The sequence below is a fragment of the Bianquea renquensis genome (assembly GCF_014384895.1).
Lineage (GTDB): Bacteria > Bacillota > Clostridia > Lachnospirales > Bianqueaceae > Bianquea > Bianquea renquensis.
The window spans coordinates 1-20,594 of record NZ_JACRSQ010000036.1 but is presented as its reverse complement, the minus strand read 5'-3'; the positions used below and the strand labels follow the sequence as shown (position 1 = coordinate 20,594).

The following is a 20,594-nucleotide window of genomic DNA, read 5'->3' as shown; positions in this document are numbered from 1 at the left end:
CTAAAATTTGCGATGTGGTCCACCGCGCAAAAGCGCTCCAGAACGGAGGAAGGATGCTTCAGAAGATAATCGGTGTTGCACCCGGCAGCATCGCGGAAGAATTGGGAATCGAACCAGGGGATATGCTTGTCGCCATCGACGGTCAGGAGATCGACGATGTGCTGGACTACTACTTTTATACGGACAGCGATCAGCTGGAACTGTGCATCCGAGGCGCAGACGGAGAGGAATGGCTCTGTGATATTGAAAAAGAGGAAAAGGAGGACCTGGGGCTTATCTTTGAAGAGCAGTTCATGGGGAAGTACCGGCACTGTCAGAATAAATGCATATTTTGCTTTATTGATCAATTGCCGAAGGGAATGCGCGACACACTGTACTTTAAAGATGACGACGCACGGCTATCTTTTCTGAACGGGAATTATATCACGCTGACCAACATGAGGGAGGCAGATTTTCAGAAAGTCATCCGCTATCACATGTCGCCAATCAATGTTTCCGTTCACACCACCAATCCGGAGCTGCGGGTTTCAATGCTGGGAAATCCCAGGGCCGCCGCTATTATGGAGCCTTTGAGACGTCTGGCGGAGGCGGGGATCACGCTAAACGGACAGATTGTGCTGTGCAAAGGCGTCAATGACAGAGCGGAACTGGACAGGACCATTACAGATTTAGGCGGTCTTATTCCCGCCATGACCAGTGTCTCAATCGTGCCTGTGGGGTTGTCCAGGCACCGGGAGGGCCTGTATCCCCTTGAGCCCTTTACCCGGGAGGATGCGGTCGCGTTGATCCAGCAGATCGAGCCCTACCGGGAGAAGTTTTGGACGGAATGTGGCACCCATTTTGTCCATCTCTCCGACGAGTTTTACCGGTTGGCGGAGCGGGCCCTGCCGGAGGAGGAGGCGTATGATGGATATCCGCAGATCGAAAATGGCGTGGGCATGTTGCGGCTTTTCTGGAACGAGGCGGTTGCGCGCCTGGAGGAGCTGGAGCCGGATGTCCAGAGGGAGGCGGACGTATCCCTAGTGACGGCGCCCTGCGCCGCAATATACATTGAACAGCTGGTGGAGCGGGTGCAGCAGGTCTTCCCTAAGATCCGGGTTCACACCCACTGTATCGTGAATCACTATTTTGGGGATCATATAACGGTGACAGGCCTGCTGACAGGGCGAGATATCGTGGAGCAACTGCGGGCACAGGAACGGGGAGACAAACTGCTGCTCCCCGAGAATCTGCTGCGGGATGGACGGGATGTGTTGCTGGACGATATGTCCATTCAGGAGATCGAAGAGGCTTTACAGATGCCGGTGGATATAGTAAAATCTTCCGGTAGGGATTTTATCGATAAAATAATTGGAGAGACGCTATGAAACCTATTGTTGCAATCGTAGGCAGGCCCAATGTGGGGAAGTCTACACTATTTAATAAGCTGGCTGGAAAAAAGGTTTCCATCGTAAAGGACACGCCGGGGGTTACGAGAGACCGAATATACGCGGAAGCGGAATGGCTCAACCGAACGTTTTCCATCGTTGACACAGGAGGTATTGAGCCTAAGACTCACGATACTTTATTACAATATATGCGGCAGCAGGCACAGCTTGCCATCGAGACCGCCGATTTTGTCATCTTTGTTGTGGACGGCAAGTGCGGATTGACCGATGCGGACGCAGAGGTGGGGACAATGTTGCGCCGTTCGGGGAAGCCGGTGGTGGTTGCGGTCAACAAACTGGACAATATGCAGGATATAAGTCCGATCTATGAGTTCTATGAACTTGGGCTGGGGGATCCCCTGGCGATCTCCGCGGAGCAGGGAAAGGGAATTGGCGACCTCCTGGATGAGGTGATCCGGTTTTTTCCCGATGAGACGGAGGCCGAGGAGGAGGACGAGATTCTCCGCGTCGCGGTCATTGGCAAGCCCAACGTTGGAAAATCCTCCCTCATCAACACACTGTTGGGCGAGCAGCGGGTCATCGTCAGTGACATTGCGGGAACGACGAGGGACGCCATCGACACAGAGGTGGAGTTTGAGGGGAAGACCTACATTTTCATCGATACGGCAGGAATCCGGCGGCAGAGCAAAGTAAAGGAAGAGATTGAGCGGTATTCTGTGATCCGGGCGGTTTCCGCTGTGGAGCGCTGTGACGTCGCCATTGTCATGATCAGCGCGGAGGAGGGAATCACAGAACAGGATGCCAAAATCGCAGGCTTAGCCCACGATAACGGCAAGGGCGTTGTTATCGCAGTGAACAAGTGGGACGCCATTGAGAAGGACGACAAAACCATGTATCGTTTTCTTCAAGAGATCGAGTCCGTCCTGAGCTATATGCCCTATGCACAAAAGCTCTTTATTTCCGCCAAGACAGGGCAGAGAGTGAATAAGATCTTTGAGACCGTGGATCTAGTCGCATCCAATCATGCGCTCCGCATTCCCACCGGCGTGCTAAATGATATATTGTACGATGCCATGGCCATGAACCAGCCGCCCTCGGACAAAGGCAAACGGCTAAAAATCTTTTATATGACCCAGGTTTCGGTCAAACCGCCAACATTTGTCATCTTTGTCAATGATCAAGAATTGATGCATTACTCCTATAAACGATATTTGGAAAATAAGCTTCGAGAGGCATACGGGTTTAAGGGGACTCCGATTCGCTTTATCATCCGAGAGAGAAGCGCGCTTAACGAACGATTTTGAGCAAGTGGCGAATCGGGTTTTAGATATCCGTTTGACGAAATATGGGCGGTTGGCCGGCAATGGGTAGGAGGTTTGGATGGAAAGAATTCTCTGTATCATAATCGGATATGCGCTGGGTTGTATCCAGACGGCGTACATTATCGGAAAGCTCTACAAAAAAATTGATATCCGCGATTACGGCAGCGGGAATGCAGGTGCTACAAATGCCATGCGGGTTTTGGGAATGCGCATCGGGGTGCTGACACTGGCGGTGGATGCGCTGAAAGCGATTCTGGCTGTCGTGGTGACGGCTCTGATCTTCGGATACGACAATAAATATTTGTTGCTATATGCGGGGATTGGCGTCGTGCTTGGCCATAACTATCCCTTTTACATGAAATTTAAAGGTGGTAAAGGGGTGGCGGCGACTCTCGGCATCGTGGCCGCCGTGGATTTTCGCCTGCTGCTGTTGGCGGGGATACCGGCCTTGCTCCTGCTTTTGACGCTTAAATATATGTCTGTGGCGTCCCTGACCTTTGTCCTGCTTCTCCCCATTGTGACGGCGATTTTTTATCTGAAGGGGCCTCACGGTGTCGAGATGGTGTTTCAGACTCTCTTTTTCACCGTATCCGCCTTTTGGCGCCACCGGGGCAATCTTGTGCGGCTTGTCCGGGGGACGGAAGTGAAAATGGGACAGAAGGTAAAAATCGAGGATAAGAACCGCCATGACGGCGCATCAGGAGGCAACGGGTGATATGGAGACATTGCACAGAGAAAAGGTTGCCGTTATGGGTTCTGGGAGCTGGGGGACAGCGCTAGCCGTCCTGTTAGCAGAAAATGGCCATGACGTTGCGCTCTGGTCCTACCGGCAGGAAGAGGCGGAGGCCATGGCGGCAGAGGGCGAGAACCGGGAGTTTCTCCCTGGAATTGCGATTCCAAAATCCATTCAGATTACGTGGGACTGCGAGAAGGCTTTGACGGGAAGGCAGGCGGTTGTGCTGGCAACCCCATCCTCATACCTGCGCAGTACACTCCAACGGTTCAAGGGCCACCTAGAAAGAGGGGCACTGCTCATCAACGTAGCCAAGGGACTTGAGGAGTCCACCTTGCAAACCCTAGGCCAGGTGATTGCCCAGGAGTGTCCAGAACACCAGGTGGCAGCCCTGTCGGGACCGAGTCACGCTGAGGAGGTGTCGAGAAAGATCCCGACGACGGTTGTCGCATCCTCCGCAAGCAGGGCGGCTGCGGAACGGACCCAGGGGCTGTTCATGAACGAGTATTTTCGCGTGTATACAAATCCCGATCTGTTGGGGGTTGAGCTGGGAGGCGCACTGAAAAACGTCATTGCCCTGGCCGCCGGCATATCCGACGGGCTTGGCTGCGGCGATAATACAAAAGCCGCCTTGATGACGAGGGGAATAACGGAGATTGCAAGGCTGGGGACGGCAATGGGAGCAGATTTCCATACGTTCAACGGTTTATCGGGAATCGGAGATTTAATCGTGACCTGTACCAGTATGCACAGCCGAAACCGAAGAGCAGGAATTCTCATCGGGCAGGGGAAAAGTTTAACCGAAGCCCTTGGAGAGGTGCATATGGTTGTGGAGGGAGTGTATACGGCTCAGGCGGCGGTTAAATTCATGGAGCGCTACCATGTGGAAATGCCCATCACCCGCACAGTGTATCAGGTTTTATATGAAGAATTGCCAATTCAGGGTGTGATGAAGAATTTGATGGAACGAGAGAAAAAGTCCGAGGACCTATCCTGGCATCTCGTCACGGAGCACCAAGTCCGCTGGCAAGAGGAAAGGTAGAAGGATTAGCAAAGGAGACAATACCATGGATTTTACAGCATTGGCGGAGCTTTTATTTCCCCATATTCAACAGACATCAGACGAAATCGAGGCAGCATACGGCCCGCGGGAACTTTCCCAGGAAGCCAAGGTGACGAGGATGGCGCCAAGCCCCACAGGCTTCATGCATTTGGGGAATCTCTACGGCGCACTGATCGATGAGCGGTTGGCCCATCAGAGCGGAGGCGTTTTCTACCTGCGCATTGAGGACACTGATGCGAAGCGGAAGGTAGAGAATGGGGAGGAGAAGATTCTGGAGGTCTTTGACCGTTATGGCCTGACTTTCGACGAGGGCGCCACACTGGGGGGCGACAACGGACAGTACGGCCCTTATCGGCAAAGTCTGCGGGGAGCCATCTATCAAACCTATGTCAAAGAACTCGTCCAAAAGGGGATGGCGTATCCCTGCTTCTGCACTGAGGAAGAGCTGAATGACATGCGCCGGCAACAGGAGGCTAACAGAGAGAATTTTGGATATTATGGCAAGTACGCGAAATTTCGGGACTGTAGCCTGGAGGAAATCAAGGGGAGGATCGCCCGAGGGGAGAGTTACGTCATCCGATTCCGTTCCCCGGGTTCCCTTGACAGAAAAGTTCCCTTTACCGATCTTGTCAAGGGGAAGATGGAGCTTACAGAAAATGATCAGGACGTGGTCATTCTCAAATCTGACGGGATTCCAACGTATCATTTTGCCCATGTGGTGGATGACCATCTCATGGGAACGACGCATGTGGTCCGGGGAGAAGAGTGGTTGGCTACACTTCCCATTCATTTGCAGCTGTTTCAGGCCATGGGCTGGAAGCCACCCAAGTATATCCATACGGCGCAGCTGATGAAGATGGAGAATGGGTCTAAGCGTAAGCTGTCCAAGCGCAAAGATCCGGAATTGGCTTTGGATTACTATTATCAGGCGGGAGTACCCGTCCCTGCGGTTTTGGAGTACCTGATGACCCTTCTGAACTCTAATTATGAAGAATGGCGTATGGCGAATCCCCAGGCGGACTGGAAGAGCTTCCCCTTTACGACGAAAAAGATGAGTGCCTCCGGCGCCCTATTTGATATGGACAAACTTCTCGATGTGAGCAAAAATGTCATATCCAGAATGACAGCCCATGAGGTATACCGCTATGTTGAGCAGTGGACAGCCACCCAGGACTCAGATTTCCATACCCTATTTACGGCGGATCCTGCCTACGCCGAGGCGATTTTGTCGATCGGCCGTGGTGGAAAAAAACCGCGGAAGGACATAGCCCTGTGGAGCGACGTAAAACCCTATGTCAGTTTTTTCTTTGATGAGCTGTTCGAGCCGGATTATGGCGCTATGCCAGCCAACCTAGACCGAACTGTGGTGAGGACGATTTTGGAGGACTACAAGCAAATCTATGAGGAGACCGATGACGCAGACGCGTGGTTCGAAAAGCTAAGACAGATGTGTCCCCGGTATGGCTTTACAGCCAATATGAAAGAATACAAAGCAGCCCCAGATCAATTTGCCGGCAATGTGGGGGATCTTTCCATGGTTCTGCGGGTTGCGATCTGCGGCCGCACGAATTCACCGGATCTACAGATCGTCATGGGCCTGCTGGGCAGAGAGCGGGTTCTTGCGCGGCTGGAGGCGGCGAAACAGGCGTTGGCGTGAGATTTGCGCGCATCAAGCACCTGTCAATCAGCATGAATGCTGACTGGCAGGTGTTTTTTTGTCCCTTAGGAAAGTTTGCCTTAAGCGGTGCAGAAGCCAAAATGTATGCATATTGCCTATGGAATAAGGCTGATCGTGGGTCAAATAGAATATAATTCCTATAGAGTAAATAGGAAAAGCGGGGCTATGATTTTAGATGAGGTCAATAATGATCAAGAAAAGTACAAATTTATCATTGAGATAGAGGCAAAATGCCAATATACTGATAGTATTCAATCGAATTACATACAGGGAGGTGTTTAGATGTCTGCAGCATCATTAAAAAATAGAGAAACATATAGTAAAAAGAACCAAAACCATACTCTGCTGCAGCGGATGAAGCCGTATGGCTTGTTATATCTCATGCTTTTGCCTGGCCTTGCCCTGGTCATTATTTTTTGTTATGGACCTATGTATGGTTTGCAGATAGCCTTTAAGGACTACAATATCGGCCTTGGTATATGGGACAGCCCCTGGGTGGGGTTAAAACATTTTACAAAGTTCTTCGGGACAGAGGCCGCGACCCGCGCGCTGACCAACACGATTATTATCAGTTTCCTAAAATTGATCTTTTCGTTTCCCATGCCGATTTTGTTGGCGATTGTTTTAAATGAAATCGGGAACCAGACCTTTAAGCGGATTGCCCAGACAATTTCCTACTTGCCCCATTTTATATCCTGGATTATCGTGGCGAGCTTGTTAAATAACTTGCTGTCCCCAAGCAGTGGAGTGGTCAACGTCATCATACAGAAACTCGGCGGCAGTTCAATTTATTTCCTTGCCGATTCAAAATGGTTCCGCTTTATCTTAGTCGTCAGCAATATCTGGAAAGAAATTGGGTGGAGTTCCGTCGTATATTTGGCGGCTCTTTCCGGAATTGATCCTTCCCTGTATGAGGCGGCCATTGTGGACGGGGCGACCCGCATCCAGAGGATCACCCGCATCACGCTGCCCAGCATTCTACCCATTGCGACCACCATGTTGATCCTCTCCATGGGAAACATCATGAGCGCAGGTTTTGACCAGGTATTTAACCTCTACAGCCCTCAGGTATACGATGTGGCTGACATTCTGGATACCTACGTGTACCGCAAAGGACTCGTGGATATGAGCTACAGCTTTTCTACAGCCGTGGGTCTCTTTAAATCAGTTGTAGGTCTGATCCTAGTGGTGACCGTGAACCTGATTACGAAAAAAATCAGTCCGGACAGCGGTAGCGGCTTGTGGTAAGGAGGCGGCAGTATGATTAAAACGGATACAAAGCGCGATAAAGTGTTTATTATTTTCTGCTATATCTTTGTGGCCCTTCTGGTCATCATTACCTTTTATCCCTTTTGGGACTTATTCATCCTTTCGATCTCACCACGGTCCGAGGCGCTGAAGCCTGGACTGCGGCTATTTACGTCGGCTCCTACGCTTCAGGCATATGAGACGGTGTTTAAGTCCAACGAGATTATCCGGAGTTTCTGGAATTCTCTAGTCCGGGTGGTGGTGGGAACCGTGTTTAGTCTAGGGGTGACAGCGCTGACTGCGTATCCTCTCTCTAAGCGCGATATGCCTTTTAACAAGCTGGTAACCTTTATCATTCTTTTCACTATGATTTTCAGCGGTGGCATGATTCCTTCCTACCTGTTGGTTAAGGATCTACATATTATGAATACCATCTGGGCACTGATCCTTCCCACAGCGGTAACCGCATACAATCTGATCATCATGCGGAATTTTCTTGAGAGCTTGCCGCCCAGTTTGGAGGAGTCGGCCTGTATTGACGGGGCGTCGTACATGACCATCTGGTATAAAATCGTTCTGCCTCTTTCTAAGCCTGTACTGGCAACGGTCATGTTGTGGATTGCCGTAGCGCACTGGAATAATTATTTCGACGCGATGATTTACATGCACGATCGCTCCAAGTATACCTTGCCGGTTGTCCTGCGGCGGATCCTGCTGGAAAATGAGCTAGATAAATATCTTCCGGAGGGCGCTATCGATACGGGCACTGCCCCCCAGACGCCCGAGACGACAAAAGGCGCCATTGTCATGGTTAGTACCATCCCCATTATTTGCGTCTACCCATTCATTCAGAAATACTTCACAAAGGGTGTGATGCTGGGCGCAGTAAAGGGGTAATATACAATATTATATATTTTTTATAAAGGAGGAGTAAGAATGAAACGAAGCAAGAAAATTCTGTCTGCATTGCTAGCGGTGATCATGGTGATCCCCTTTGCAGTCAGCTGCAGCAAACCAGCTGCCGACAGTAACACCAGTAACACCAGTACATCTGACAGCTCAAAGCCCACGGAGGGCTCCAGTGAAAGCGGAGCTCCCACTGGAGAAAGAACCAAGATTTCCTGGGCGATGTGGGTATCATCCTCTGTCGAGGAAGACAACGGGGCCGAAGAGCGGCTCATGGAACGGATGCCCAATGTTGAAATTGATTTTATGCCCTTCGAGCGCGCCACTTGGCAGGACCAGATCAACACCCGCGTGGCCGGCGGCGACATCCCGGACATTATTTACCGGGACAGCCAGAATGTAGTTGCACAGTATGTGAAACAGGGGATTATCTGTGAGGTTCCCATAAGCAAGGCTAAGGAATACGCTCCCAACATCTATGAAGCGACGAAGGAGTATGGGGAAGAAGTTTGGTTGGCGGCCTACGCAGACGGTAAGAACTGGGGCCTGCCCATTATGCAACCTAGCGTTATCGCTCCTTTTTCCAACCACTGGAGGATGGACATGTTGGAAAAAGTCGGTGTGACGGAAGTTCCCACTACGATTCAGGAGGCGGAGGACGTATTCCTGAAGATTATTGCCACTGATGTCAATGGAAGCGGCAGCAACGATACTTATGGTTTGACCTTCCGCGGAAAAGATGCTTCGGCGAACCTGTTTGCCTCCATCTTTGCCGCCTATGGCGTCCTTCCATCAAAGTGGATGGTCAATGACGATGGCACGATAACCTTTGGTTGGATGCGGGATGAGATCAAGGATGGCCTTGAGCTGTTAAGACGGTGGTATGACATGGGAATCATCGATCCTGAATTTGTTACCACGGACAATGCAATTTTCAAACAGAAGGTGGCAGGCGGAAATATTGCCTACCATACCTTTGCCACCTGGGGCCGTGCACAGGCTCCTCAGGGAGAGTTCTATCTGGACGCTATCTCAGGCGATCCCAACGCAAGACTGGAAGTCGGTCCCGCTCTGAAAGGACCGAACGGAGATTATGGCTACATGACTTGGGGATCCATCACTTCCTCCACTACTTTTGGCTCTCACCTGGCTAAGGATGAAGAAAAGTTGAATCTCTGCCTACAGGTTGTAGACTTTGTCTCTGCCAACACTGACGATGCGGAATATGTCCGTTACGGTGTGGAAGGAACCGACTGGGAACGGGATGAAAACGGCGCTAAGGTTGACCTCTATGTGTCCGATGTCAATAAGCAGGCGCAGTTTGGCTCCGTAATGCTTGACTCGACCCCGGGTGTGCCGGCGCTGCAGGATCGCTATCAGCGGACGGATAATGCGGAATGGGGACGATATGCTCTGGAAGGAACGCTGGTACCTGGCGAGAGCTATATTGACTGGGCAAGCTTCTTCACAGACACTGAGATTACGTCTGTCAGCGCCGATATTGATCCTGAATTCCTTAGCGGAATTATTGATATCATCACGGGAACACGGCCTCTGGATGACTATGAGGTCATTCGGCAGAAGTGGTATGATGCGGGAGGACAGGCATTAACTGATGAATACAACCGCGCCTACCAGGAGGGCGGCGCCATCATGGACGGCATCATCGCCCAGATCGACTAACGCCCTTTGATAAACGTATAGTTCGGCGGGACATGCGGGGTTTCCCCTGCGTGTCCCGCTTCTTTATGGAGGAAATATGTATGAAAGCGACAGCAATCAATACGGCAGAGTCGATTCTAGAACCTTTCTGGGATCCTGAACTCTGTGCCATAGACAGGTGGACGGTGAATGGAAACGCAGAGACGGGGACAGAGCTCGCGCAAGGGTGGTGCAACGTATCTTTCGAATGGCAGAACTCGAAGGATCAGGAGCTAGTGCTCGCCATATCCAAGCGCTATGAGCCCCCCGTCGATGTGAGCCGGTATGACATGCTTCTGCTATCGGCAATGGTATCCAACGGCTGTGCAATCAGAATCGAGGCAGAAACGGACAGAGGCTTGCTCTCCATCAGGAGCGCTCCATTCGGGCAGGAAAAACAGGAGATTGCGCTACCGGTGGAAGAAAGTGCGCAGCTCTACAGCCTTCGGATTGAAGTCTACGCGGCAGAGTGCAGAACGGGAATGGGATGGCTCAATTGGGTAGGTCTGCAAAATAGCCAGCGGCTCCTTGACCACCTAGCGCAGTTCCAGTATGATCCGGCGTGGGAGGGAAGCCTGTACCCTGTGGAGACTCCCGTCTCCTTCGCTCCATGTTATGGAATTTTTATTTCAGAAGAGCAGTTGGAGAAGATTCGCACCCTATACGAGGAGAAAAAAATGAAGGGGGTGCCCTCGCCCTTCGCACCGAATACCAGCTATGACAAGTATTTTGCTCCCGAGACATGCATCCATGACTTTGTAAATTTTTGGCAAGATACCCGCTATTGCCGGGTGCGGGACAATCAGCACTATCTGATTCGAAACGGCCTTCGCGCTGCCATGTATGGGATTTTGGAAAAGGATGCGGCTTCTCTTCATCTGGCCGCCCGCTATGCCATGTCAATCCTCGCCTGCACTCACTGGGATGACGGCATGATCTGCGATTTCCCAGTTGGCAGCTGGGAACACCGATGCTTTGTGCAGTCTCTTTGTCTTTACGATCTCGTGTTTATCTATGATCTGGCGCATGAATTTTTTATGCCCTCTGCCAAGTCCCGTTTATTTCGACGCCTGGCGGAGGAAGGTTTGGCATCCATCAATTACAATGCGTGGCGGCATGAATATATTTTTGAAAACAATCAGCTTATCTGGTTCTCTCACGGGCGGATGGCAGCGTATGCTCTTTTGCTCAAAGAATGGCCGAGGGTGGCCCCCTACATGGAAATCGCCTATGGCGACATTGTGGAAAATATTCAAAAGACGGTTCTTCCGGACGGTGGATATGTGGAAGGCCCTACCTATTTTACGTGTGTGGGGGCAAATGGCGGTCAGGCCCTTTACCTTTACGCCCGTGCTTTGGGAAAACGCCTTGAGGAGGTTACCCCAGAGAATCTGCTAGCGTCGGTTGATTTTGCGGACGCTCTCCTCTCGACAGATGATGACCAGGACATGATCCCCATCTGCGATGCCCATTCCACTCTATCCCAAACCCATCTGGCATTTATGGCCTATCTCTTAAAGGATAGCCCATGGGTGAATATTTTTGGGAAGTCGGTGGCGCGTTCCGGCGGTCTAGCTGACGACTACTTTGCCCTAATGGTACAGAGCATGGAACTAAAATCAAGGGCAGAGGTCCGGCCCTTTGTGCTGATGCGGGAGATGAATTTGGCGTCCTCCCACAGGTTCTGGAAGGGAAAGGCTGTCAAAATGGTGGTTTTGGGAAATCGCAGCGGGGCCGGTCACGCCCACGAGGATAAGGGAAGCTTTATTCTTGAATATGCGGGCCAGACGTTTGCCATGGACCCCGGAACCTGCGATTACAGCAGTTCCTATTCCATGATTTACAAGCAGTGCCAGCGCCATAATGTCCTTGTTCCGGCGGGAACAAAGGCAAGAGTGGCAGCGGAAAACCCTTGTATGGAGACGATCAGCCTTCACGGGAGTGGGGATGAACAGAGGTTTCAAGTTTTTTTGAATGCGGGGATGGCGTATCGACAATACTATGAGAGATGGACCCGAACCATTCAGAGCCGCCAGCCCAATGAGTTTGTTATACTGGATGAGTATGAGCTGAGGGAGGAATGTGGCTGCGATCGGGTGGAATTTCTCTGGAATACCATGTTGCCGGTGGAGAGGCGGGAGGACTGCGTGGTCATTTACGGCAAGAATGGAAAGGCGGTGGTCCACATTCCGGAGAACTGCCGCTGTGAATTCCGCAAGCTGGAAATGTTCCAGGAAAAATTCTTGAATCAGATTGTGTTTATTCGGCAGGGGAATTCTAGTATAATCAGGACAGTCATTGAACTCATATAGGCAAAAGTTGAAGAAGGGTACTCCTGGAATCTGATATGATGACGATGATGCCCATATATTTCCAACAGAAGAGGAGGATTCCATGAAGCATATTAAGACACAGATGCTGTTCTATACCTCCATGGCAATTTTTTTGTCCTGCTTATTCATCAACCTGGTTTCAAGTGCGACCTTTACAAAACTGTATACTAAGGAAGTGTATCGGTCCTGCGAGAGTCAGGCGCTGCAAATTTTGCAGGGGGTTGACCAGAAAGTTCAGGCGGTCGAGGATTCGGTGAGACTAATTTTCACAGAGCAGAGTACCATGAATTACTTGACCCAGACAGATTTTAATCACCCCGATGGGCTGGTTCACGAGGCATACCGGAGAGTGGATTGGGTGCTGAATAGCTTTCAGCAGCAGTTCCCGCAGTTTGTGGGGATGCTATTTTATAATGGGAAAGAGAGCATATATAAGTATAACTACTACAATCCGTCACTGGATGCGATAAAGGAGTTTTTAACGCCGGAGGTCATTGATGAAAATACCCAAACCGATCGATTTAGTTGGAAGGGGGTATACCCGGTCAACAATCAGATTGCACAAGAAAATGCCTATATTGTCACACGGAACTTTGTGGATTACCAAAACCTCAATAGGCTGGGGGTCATTGTCATACTGCTGGAGGAGGATGTCTTTTCTGCGATCTATCGGCCGATCAAGGAAACCAGCGGGGCCCAAGTGTATCTATTCAATGAAACCAATCAGCCGGTGGAAGGCTATGATCAGGCTTCCATGGAGAACTTGCAGCGAAATCTTCAGGGGATTCAAGTTGGGCAGGGCGATGTGGTGCAGGTGAAGGCGGACAACAACGGGAGTCTTTTTACCTTGAGCACATCCACCATTACGGGCTGGACGATCTGTGTGGAAATTCCTATGGATGTTCTGACCAATAGTATGAGAAATCTCATTGTCATCAACACGCTGGTGAGCATTTTGATTGTAACTTTATTTGGATTGATCCTATTTCGATATATCTCGCGAATAACCAATGATATTGTCTGCGTTGCCAATGCTATGCAGGTGGTGGAGGAAAACAATTTTAGCCTTCGCCTTCATTCCAACCGCAAGGACGAAATCGGGCTGATCTATGTGGGCTTTAACACGATGGCTGAAAATCTTGGGAAATACTTCCAGAGGGCTATGCAGGAGGAGAAAAGCAAAAATGAGGCGGAGATCCGCGCTATGTTTCACCAGATCAAACCGCATTTCCTCTACAATACTCTTGCCTCTATCCGGATGACGGCTATGAAGCAGGGGTGCGTGGAAGTTGTGGATATGCTGGGGACGTTGAATCGATTGCTGCGAAATACCATTAATGTTCGCAATCATTTTATCTCCCTTGAGGAAGAGCTGAACAACCTGAGAGACTATATCAAGATTTGCAGCGTCCGCTATAATAATCAGATTCAGTTTTCCATCCAGGTCCCCCATGAGCTTTTGTCCTGTCAGGTGCCCAATATGATCATCCAACCTCTGGTGGAAAATGCCATTGAACACGGGGTGAGCGAAACTGTCAGCGAGGCCGAAGGGGCTGCCAGCATTGAGATTCGAGCCTTCCAGCAGGAAGAGGAACTTTGGATTCAAGTGCGAGACAACGGAACCGGAATGACGGATATGGAGCTGTCCGCTGTCATGCAGGAATCATCGACGGCAGAGCGGGAGGGGCATATTGGAATTCACAACATTCACAGCCGGCTGAAAATTCTGTACGGAGAATCCTGCGGCGTATGGATTGAGAGTGAAAAAAATCAATACACCTGTGTAACGCTAAAGCTCAAAGTGCGAGGTAGGCTTGGTGAAGAGATGGGAGGTGAATCGGATTGCTAAAAATTCTGATTGTGGATGACGAACCTTTTTTTCTAGAGTTTATGCAAGGATTTTTTCAATCACAGACCCTGAAGTGTGAGATCGTGGGAGCCGTCTCGGACGGATTAAAGGCCTTGGAGATCTTAAAAAGTCGAAAGGTGGATGTCATTTTTACCGACATAAAAATGCCGGTCATGGATGGACTAGAGCTCATCTGTAGCGCCATGGAGCTGGACCCGGAATACCAATTTGTCGTGCTGAGCGCTTACAGCGATTTTCATATGGTAGGGCAGGCTTTTAAGCTGGGAGCTAAGGAATATGCCTTGAAATCTGAAATGACGGAGGAACAGATCGTCGATATCCTCCAAAAATGCGAGGAGAGGAAAAACCGACTGCTTTTGGAAAAGCAAAAGAATTTAGCGCAGAAGAAGCGCTTTGCAGAAATGGCCACTCGGTTAAGTTCTCTGCAAAATATGGTCGATAGCAGTCGAAGTGAGCTCAAGAAAAAGTTCTTCCGCGATATTATCAGCAAGAATATCACCTTTCCCGAGGCCTATCAGCAGGAATATGCCCAGTTTTTTTTGCCAGACAGTCTGCCGACAGCTATATTGCTTGTGAAGATGGATGATTATCATCGGATCCTGCAAGATAATTGGAAAAACAACTATCTTCTCTTTGAGGTTGCCTTGGATAATGTGTTGGAAGAGCTCTGCAAAGGCTTTCAGAACACCGTTTTTGTCTGCTATAAACCCGATGAGTACCTCTTTTTTACATCCTCGGAGGGTGGGCGATTCGAGTTAAAGTGCAAGGTCTACGACCTTTATTCTGCAGTGAAAAAAACCCTACAGAATTCTTTGCTGATGGAGACGATAATTTCGGTTAGCGGTTTGAATGAGGAGCAAAACCAGACAGCATCCCAGATGTATGAACAGGCGAACGAGCTGAACAGTCACTTTTTTCTTCTTGGAAAGGATACACTGCTGAGTCAATCGCTGGCCACAGCGAAAGAAGGGGAGATTGCCCCAGAACATTTTGGAAGACTTGTTGCCGAATTTCGAGATAGGCTGACCTCATGGGATATGAAGGGGCTTCAGGAGAATATGAGCGCCTATCAAATTCAGCCTAGTTCGGTGAATTTTTCTCAGATTCAGCAAGTTCGCGGTATCTTTCAGCGCTATGTATTTTACCTCAGGGAGTATGCAGCGGAGAACAATACCCTGAAGCGACTTCAAGGGGATTTGAATTATTTCGAGAAATATCTCAAAGAGTATGGAACTCTCAAAGAGATGAACGAATGGCTGGAGAAAACCGTTACAGCCCTGTTGCAGCAGGAATACCACTCCAGCAGCTTAGTAAAGCGGGTCAAGAAATATGTGCTGGCGAACTATTACAGAGACTTGTCTTTGACAGAGATTGCGGAGAGCATGGGGGTGAACCCCAATTATTTGAGCCGCGCTTTTTCCAAAGAGTATGGGGATAACCTGGTGTCCTACATCAACTTCGTGCGGGTGCAGGCGGCAACCCATCTTCTAAAAAATACCAATCTGAAAAACTATGAGATTGCGGAGAAGGTGGGGTATCAGAACGTAGAACATTTTTCCCGCATTTTTAAGAAAATGATGGGCAAGACTCCCGGCGAATACCGCAATGAGAAAACGTGAGTGGAGGCGTGCGATATTCTTCTTCTCACTGGTTCTAAACTTATCCTCTCCCTCATACGATATAGTAACGAAATCATGAAACGAGGGAGCAAACTATGGCAGAGGATTTTAATCTGTACCAGGATATTTCCACCAGGACCGGCGGAGATATTTACATAGGGGTTGTAGGGCCTGTACGGACCGGGAAGTCCACCTTCATCAAAAATTTTATGGAGATGCTGATCATACCCAATATTGAAGATGAAAATGAACGGATCCGGACGGTGGATGAATTGCCACAGAGCAGTAACGGCAAAACCATCATGACCACAGAGCCGAAGTTTATCCCGAAGGAAGCGGTGGAGGTGGCGCTGGAGGACGCGGGCGTTCGTTTTCGAGCGAAAATGATCGACTGTGTCGGCTATATGGTGCCTGGAGCCATCGGCCACATGGAAAACAACGAGAACCGAATGGTTAAAACTCCATGGTTTGAGGAGGAGATTCCCTTCGTTCAGGCGGCAGAGATTGGGACACGGAAAGTCATTGCGGAGCACTCGACCATCGGCATTGTCGTCACCACGGACGGCAGTGTGACAGAGCTGAACCGGGAGGAATATCAGGGGGCGGAGCAGCGCGTGATTGCGGAATTGAAGGAACTGGGGAAACCCTTTGTCGTCGTCCTGAACTCGGCGAGGCCTTACGGCGAGGAATGCCGGAATTTGGCGGAGGCACTCTCCAAGGAGCATGGCGTGCCGGTCCTGCCCGTCAACTGCAAGCAACTGCGGCGGGATGACATTGCGCAGATTATGCGGACCCTTCTGGAGGAATTTCCTGCCAAGGAAGTCCGGTTCTTCCTGCCGAAATGGATGGAGAGTCTGCAAATGGATCACCCGCTGAAGCAGGAAATGATCCAGGCGATTCGAAGCGGGATGGATAAGGTCGCCAAGCTGCGGGATATTCCGGCCTATGTGGCGGGCTTATCCGACAATCCCCGCGTGAAGAAGATCCACATGGATGATGTAGACATGGCCCAGGGTGAGGCGACGGTGGAAGTCCAGATGGACGATCATCTCTTCTATGACATTTTGACGGAGATGACAGGATTGCCGATTCAGAGTGAACGGCAGCTTATCTCCACCATTTCATCCCTGGCGGAGGCGAAGAAAGAATATGAGAAAGTGGATTATGCCTTTAAGGAAGCTATGAATCGCGGATACGGCATCGTGAACCCCTTGATGGATGCATTGACCCTAGAGGATCCCATGATCGTCAGACAGGGAAGTAAATATGGGGTCAAGATCAAAGCGAAAGCGCCATCCGTCCATCTGATCCGAACCGATGTGGAGACAGAGATCAACCCCTTCGTGGGAACACAACAGCAGAGCGAGGATTTTGTAAATTATCTCAATCAGGAGATGAAGGAAGAGCCGAGCAAAGTGTGGGATTCGGAGATCTTTGGAAAATCCCTCTACGAGTTGGTCAATGAGGGACTGAACAATAAGCTCGTCAAGATGCCAGAGGATGCCCAGCTCAAATTACAGGAAACGCTGGAAAAGGTCATCAATGAAGGGCGTGGCGGTCTGATCTGTATTATTTTGTAAGGCGTGGAGAGGCCTAAGGGAGCTTTCATCAGCTCACCGAAGGCCTTTTTTGCTGTCACGCAATGTGCCACTTCCCTTTTTCTGGAAAACATGGTATAATAATCGCATTAGCGATTATACGCGCCGGCCGCGCGGTGAGCGAAGCGAACAAACCGCAGCGCAGACGTGTGCAACCTCGCGGCGCCATGTATACCGGGGGTTTACACGCAACCTGGCACATACATACAAGGACGGAGGAGGAACTGATTTGGAGATGAATTCACAACAGCTAAATCCTATCATTGGAAAGATGCGATATAACGAGGTGAGTGCCATTCTACCGGACATCGCGTTTCCCTATGCGATTGTCAAAGGCGAAGTGCTGTCTCTCTACGCCTATGGAGACGTGGGACAGCGCACCAGCAGCGATGTGGATATCTTGGTCAGCCGCAATCATCTGGAGGAGATGGATCAAGTGTTGACGCAACACGGATTTTCCACCACAACAAGAAACCGCCGTGAGGCGGTGATGGCGCTGGCTTTTTCTCACCAGGTTAAACCCTATGTCAAAAGGCGAGCCTTCCTGTCCATTGATCTGGACATTAATTTTGACATTTTCTGGGGGGAGTATACGGGTCCCCGGGTGGATATGGACGATTTTATAAGCGACGCCGAACCGGTGGAAATCTATGGTGTGACGGTAATGACACTGCCAATGGATAAGACGTTTGTGCAACTTGTCCTGCACCATTATAAAGAGATGAATTCGCTGTACCTTCTGGCAGAGCATAACTATATTCGAAGGAATCTATTTCAAGATCTATATTTTCTCGTGAAAAGAAATCCAAAGACCTGTTCTCCAGCAGCCGTTAAGGAACAATGCGAAAAATGCGGTGCAAGGCCCTACGCCTTTTATATGGTCTACTATTCCAGCCTTGTCTTTCCGGACGCTATGTGGCAGCCATACATAGAGATTCTGCGCAGTGAGGAGGGCGAAGCGTTGTTGGATTGGTACGGCCTTTCGGAACAGGAGCGCAAACGGTGGAGAGTGGACTTTTCTGCGCGGCTGGACGCGCCCTCTGTGCTGGAGTATATCCAGCAGGACCTGACGAAACAAGATCTGGAGAAAATCCGGCGCAACCGCGAAGTATTTGGCTAACTTTTTTGTGGATCGCCGCCGATCTGCTGGATGTGGCACAGCTTCGCGTATAGACCGTTCTGACGTAAGAGCTCCTCGTGAGTTCCCCGCTGGACAGCACGGCCGTCCTCCAGCACGAGGATTTCATCGGCCCGCATCACCGTTGACAAGCGGTGGGCGATCACCAAAATCGTCCGGCTCCCTGCCAGTTGATCAATGGCCGCTTGGATTTCGCTCTCCGTCTCCGTATCTACGGCGGAAGTCGCCTCATCGAGGATCAGGATCGGCGTTCTGCGGAGAATTGCGCGGGCAATGGCAATGCGCTGCTTCTGGCCCCCTGACAGGCGGACGCCGCGTTCCCCGACTAAAGTGTCAAAGCCCGCCGGCATACTAAGGATAAAAGAAAGGGCGTTGGCGGATGTGGCGGCCTCCACTATATCGTCGCGGCTGGCATTTGGCATACCATAGGCGATGTTCTCCGCGATGGTGCCATTGAAAAGAAAGGTGTCCTGCAACACCATGGAAATCTGATTCCGCAGCGAATGTAGAGTTAAATGCCGGATATCCTGGCCATCCAGCAGGATTCGACCGGACTGGGGGTCATAAAACCGTTCCAGTAAGGAGAGAATCGTCGTCTTTCCCACACCTGTAGGCCCGACAATGGCGAACATTTTGCCGGGTTGTACTTCGAAGCTAATATCTTGCAGGACGGGCTCTGTCTCCTCATAACAAAAGGATACGTGATCGAAGGTAATTCTCCCCTCGCACTGGGTCAGTTCCTGGGCATCCGCGCCCTCTGTCACATCCGATTGGGCGTCAAGAATGTCGAAAACCCGCACGGCGCCGGCGTAGGTGGTTTGGACGTCTTCCACCAGGCGTGCCAGGACCGCTAGCGGCTGATAGAACAGACTTAAGTACATAACAAACCCAACCACGTCCGCCACCTCCATGGTGCCGCGGCTAGCCATATACCCGCCGAAACCAACAACGATGACCGTTCCGAGAGAGGTTACGAATTCAACACCTGGATGGTAAAGTGCCGCGGCGTAGTTGGCATGTATGTTCACCTTGGAATAGCGTTCACAGTGCTTGACCATCTTCTCATGCTCCGTTTGCTCCTGGGCAAAGGTCTGGATCTCACGCATGCCCGATAGGTTGTCCTGTAAAACGCCGTTAAGCTCTCCTAGAACCTGCTGATTGATGCGGAATAGGGGGGCCACTTTTTTCGAAAAAAGGGTGCTGACGAAGACCACAAAGGGGACAGGAATCAATGTCAGCAGTGCCAGCTTTCCATTGATAACGAACAGCATGACGGCAACGCTGAGGACGACAAGGCTGTTGCTAATCAGGTCCGGCAGTGCGTGGGCCACCAGCAGCTCAATCTGCCGGGTATCGTTGACCATGCGGCTCATGAGTTCACCCGTCTGTTTATCCTGAAAGTATTTTAGGGAAAGGGACTGTAGTTTGTCGTAGACGGTCAGTGTTAAGTCTGGGACGAAGCGCCAGGCGGCCACATGACTGATGGCCATGCTGATGAAACGGCAGATGGCTCGAAGCAGATATGCGGCGGTCAAAACGATGACGTAGGTGAGGAGCAGCTGATCTGTCAGCTGACCACCACTTCCCAGGGAGGCCGTCAGCCTCCTTACGATCTCCGGAGTTACCAGGTTTAGGAGGGAAGTGCCAATGATACCCATAATGGCTATCAGCAGTGTCCCCCAATGTTTTCTCGCCATCAAGATCAGTCGTCTTGTAAATCCCATTTTCCTACCTCCAAGATTGTTCTCTCATTTCGATCTATTATAGCATAGGGAAACTCGATCGTAAACGATGAATTTGTGCTAACATCCAACGACATATGGGAGGCCATGCGGAATTCCCGTAAATTCCCAAAGTAAGTCCCACAGAGGAAACAGAGATGGAGTTACTATGAGAAACGTAGTGGAAATAAGCCTGGGAAAGCTAAAAAAGAGGCAGAAATAAGTGGAAACAGAGACAGAAAAAGAGGAAAAGGGATTGCAAACTGTAAAAAAGGG

General features: G+C 50.4%; 14 protein-coding genes. 13 read left to right on the top strand and 1 reads right to left on the bottom strand.

Annotation, left to right across the window (positions count from 1 at the left end; genetic code table 11):
* The first annotated feature begins 53 nt into the window (after positions 1-53).
* From H8730_RS15365 to H8730_RS15305, 13 genes are all read left to right on the top strand, one after another.
* A complete protein-coding gene (locus H8730_RS15365) occupies positions 54-1,367 on the top strand; it encodes a DUF512 domain-containing protein (RefSeq protein WP_177718055.1) in 1,314 nt (437 codons plus the stop codon).
* Positions 1,364-2,692, top strand: a complete 1,329-nt coding sequence (der, locus tag H8730_RS15360) for a ribosome biogenesis GTPase Der (RefSeq protein WP_177718054.1) — start codon at positions 1,364-1,366, stop codon at positions 2,690-2,692. The genes H8730_RS15365 and der overlap by 4 nt, the downstream gene beginning before the upstream one ends.
* Positions 2,693-2,768: 76 nt before the next feature.
* On the top strand, positions 2,769-3,425 hold the full coding sequence (gene plsY, locus H8730_RS15355; RefSeq protein WP_177718052.1) for a glycerol-3-phosphate 1-O-acyltransferase PlsY: 657 nt from the start codon (positions 2,769-2,771) through the stop codon (positions 3,423-3,425).
* A 1-nt stretch (position 3,426) separates the two neighbouring features.
* A complete protein-coding gene (locus tag H8730_RS15350; RefSeq protein WP_177718050.1) occupies positions 3,427-4,485 on the top strand; it encodes an NAD(P)H-dependent glycerol-3-phosphate dehydrogenase in 1,059 nt (352 codons plus the stop codon).
* Between the two features lie 25 nt (positions 4,486-4,510).
* Positions 4,511-6,163 carry a glutamate--tRNA ligase gene (gltX, locus tag H8730_RS15345; protein WP_177718048.1) on the top strand — a complete coding sequence of 551 codons (1,653 nt, stop codon included), beginning with the start codon at positions 4,511-4,513 and terminating at the stop codon, positions 6,161-6,163.
* Between the two features lie 303 nt (positions 6,164-6,466).
* Positions 6,467-7,432 (top strand): ABC transporter permease, encoded by a 966-nt coding sequence (locus H8730_RS15340; protein ID WP_177718046.1) that lies wholly within the window; start codon positions 6,467-6,469, stop codon positions 7,430-7,432.
* Between the two features lie 12 nt (positions 7,433-7,444).
* Positions 7,445-8,329, top strand: coding sequence for a carbohydrate ABC transporter permease (locus H8730_RS15335; RefSeq protein ID WP_177718044.1), 885 nt, complete (start codon positions 7,445-7,447; stop codon positions 8,327-8,329).
* A gap of 39 nt (positions 8,330-8,368) precedes the next feature.
* A complete protein-coding gene (locus H8730_RS15330) occupies positions 8,369-10,021 on the top strand; it encodes a type 2 periplasmic-binding domain-containing protein (RefSeq protein WP_177718042.1) in 1,653 nt (550 codons plus the stop codon).
* A gap of 80 nt (positions 10,022-10,101) precedes the next feature.
* Entirely contained in the window at positions 10,102-12,351 is a 2,250-nt protein-coding gene (locus H8730_RS15325; protein ID WP_249290111.1) for a heparinase II/III domain-containing protein, read from the top strand.
* 82 nt (positions 12,352-12,433) lie between these two features.
* Positions 12,434-14,221: a sensor histidine kinase gene (locus H8730_RS15320; protein ID WP_249290109.1), complete on the top strand. Its 1,788-nt coding sequence runs from the start codon at positions 12,434-12,436 to the stop codon at positions 14,219-14,221.
* Positions 14,215-15,861, top strand: a complete 1,647-nt coding sequence (locus tag H8730_RS15315; protein WP_177718036.1) for a response regulator transcription factor — start codon at positions 14,215-14,217, stop codon at positions 15,859-15,861. Before H8730_RS15320 ends, H8730_RS15315 begins: the two co-directional genes overlap by 7 nt.
* 95 nt (positions 15,862-15,956) lie before the next feature.
* Complete coding sequence (spoIVA, locus tag H8730_RS15310) at positions 15,957-17,441, top strand: stage IV sporulation protein A (RefSeq protein WP_249290108.1); 1,485 nt, start codon at positions 15,957-15,959, stop codon at positions 17,439-17,441.
* A 253-nt stretch (positions 17,442-17,694) separates the two neighbouring features.
* A complete protein-coding gene (locus tag H8730_RS15305; protein WP_249290115.1) occupies positions 17,695-18,579 on the top strand; it encodes a nucleotidyltransferase family protein in 885 nt (294 codons plus the stop codon).
* On the opposite strand, the gene H8730_RS15300 is transcribed toward H8730_RS15305, so the two are convergent.
* Positions 18,576-20,321, bottom strand: coding sequence for an ABC transporter ATP-binding protein (locus tag H8730_RS15300; RefSeq protein WP_249290106.1), 1,746 nt, complete (start codon positions 20,319-20,321; stop codon positions 18,576-18,578). The two genes, H8730_RS15305 and H8730_RS15300, sit on opposite strands and share 4 nt — an antisense overlap.
* Positions 20,322-20,594: the final 273 nt, after the last annotated feature.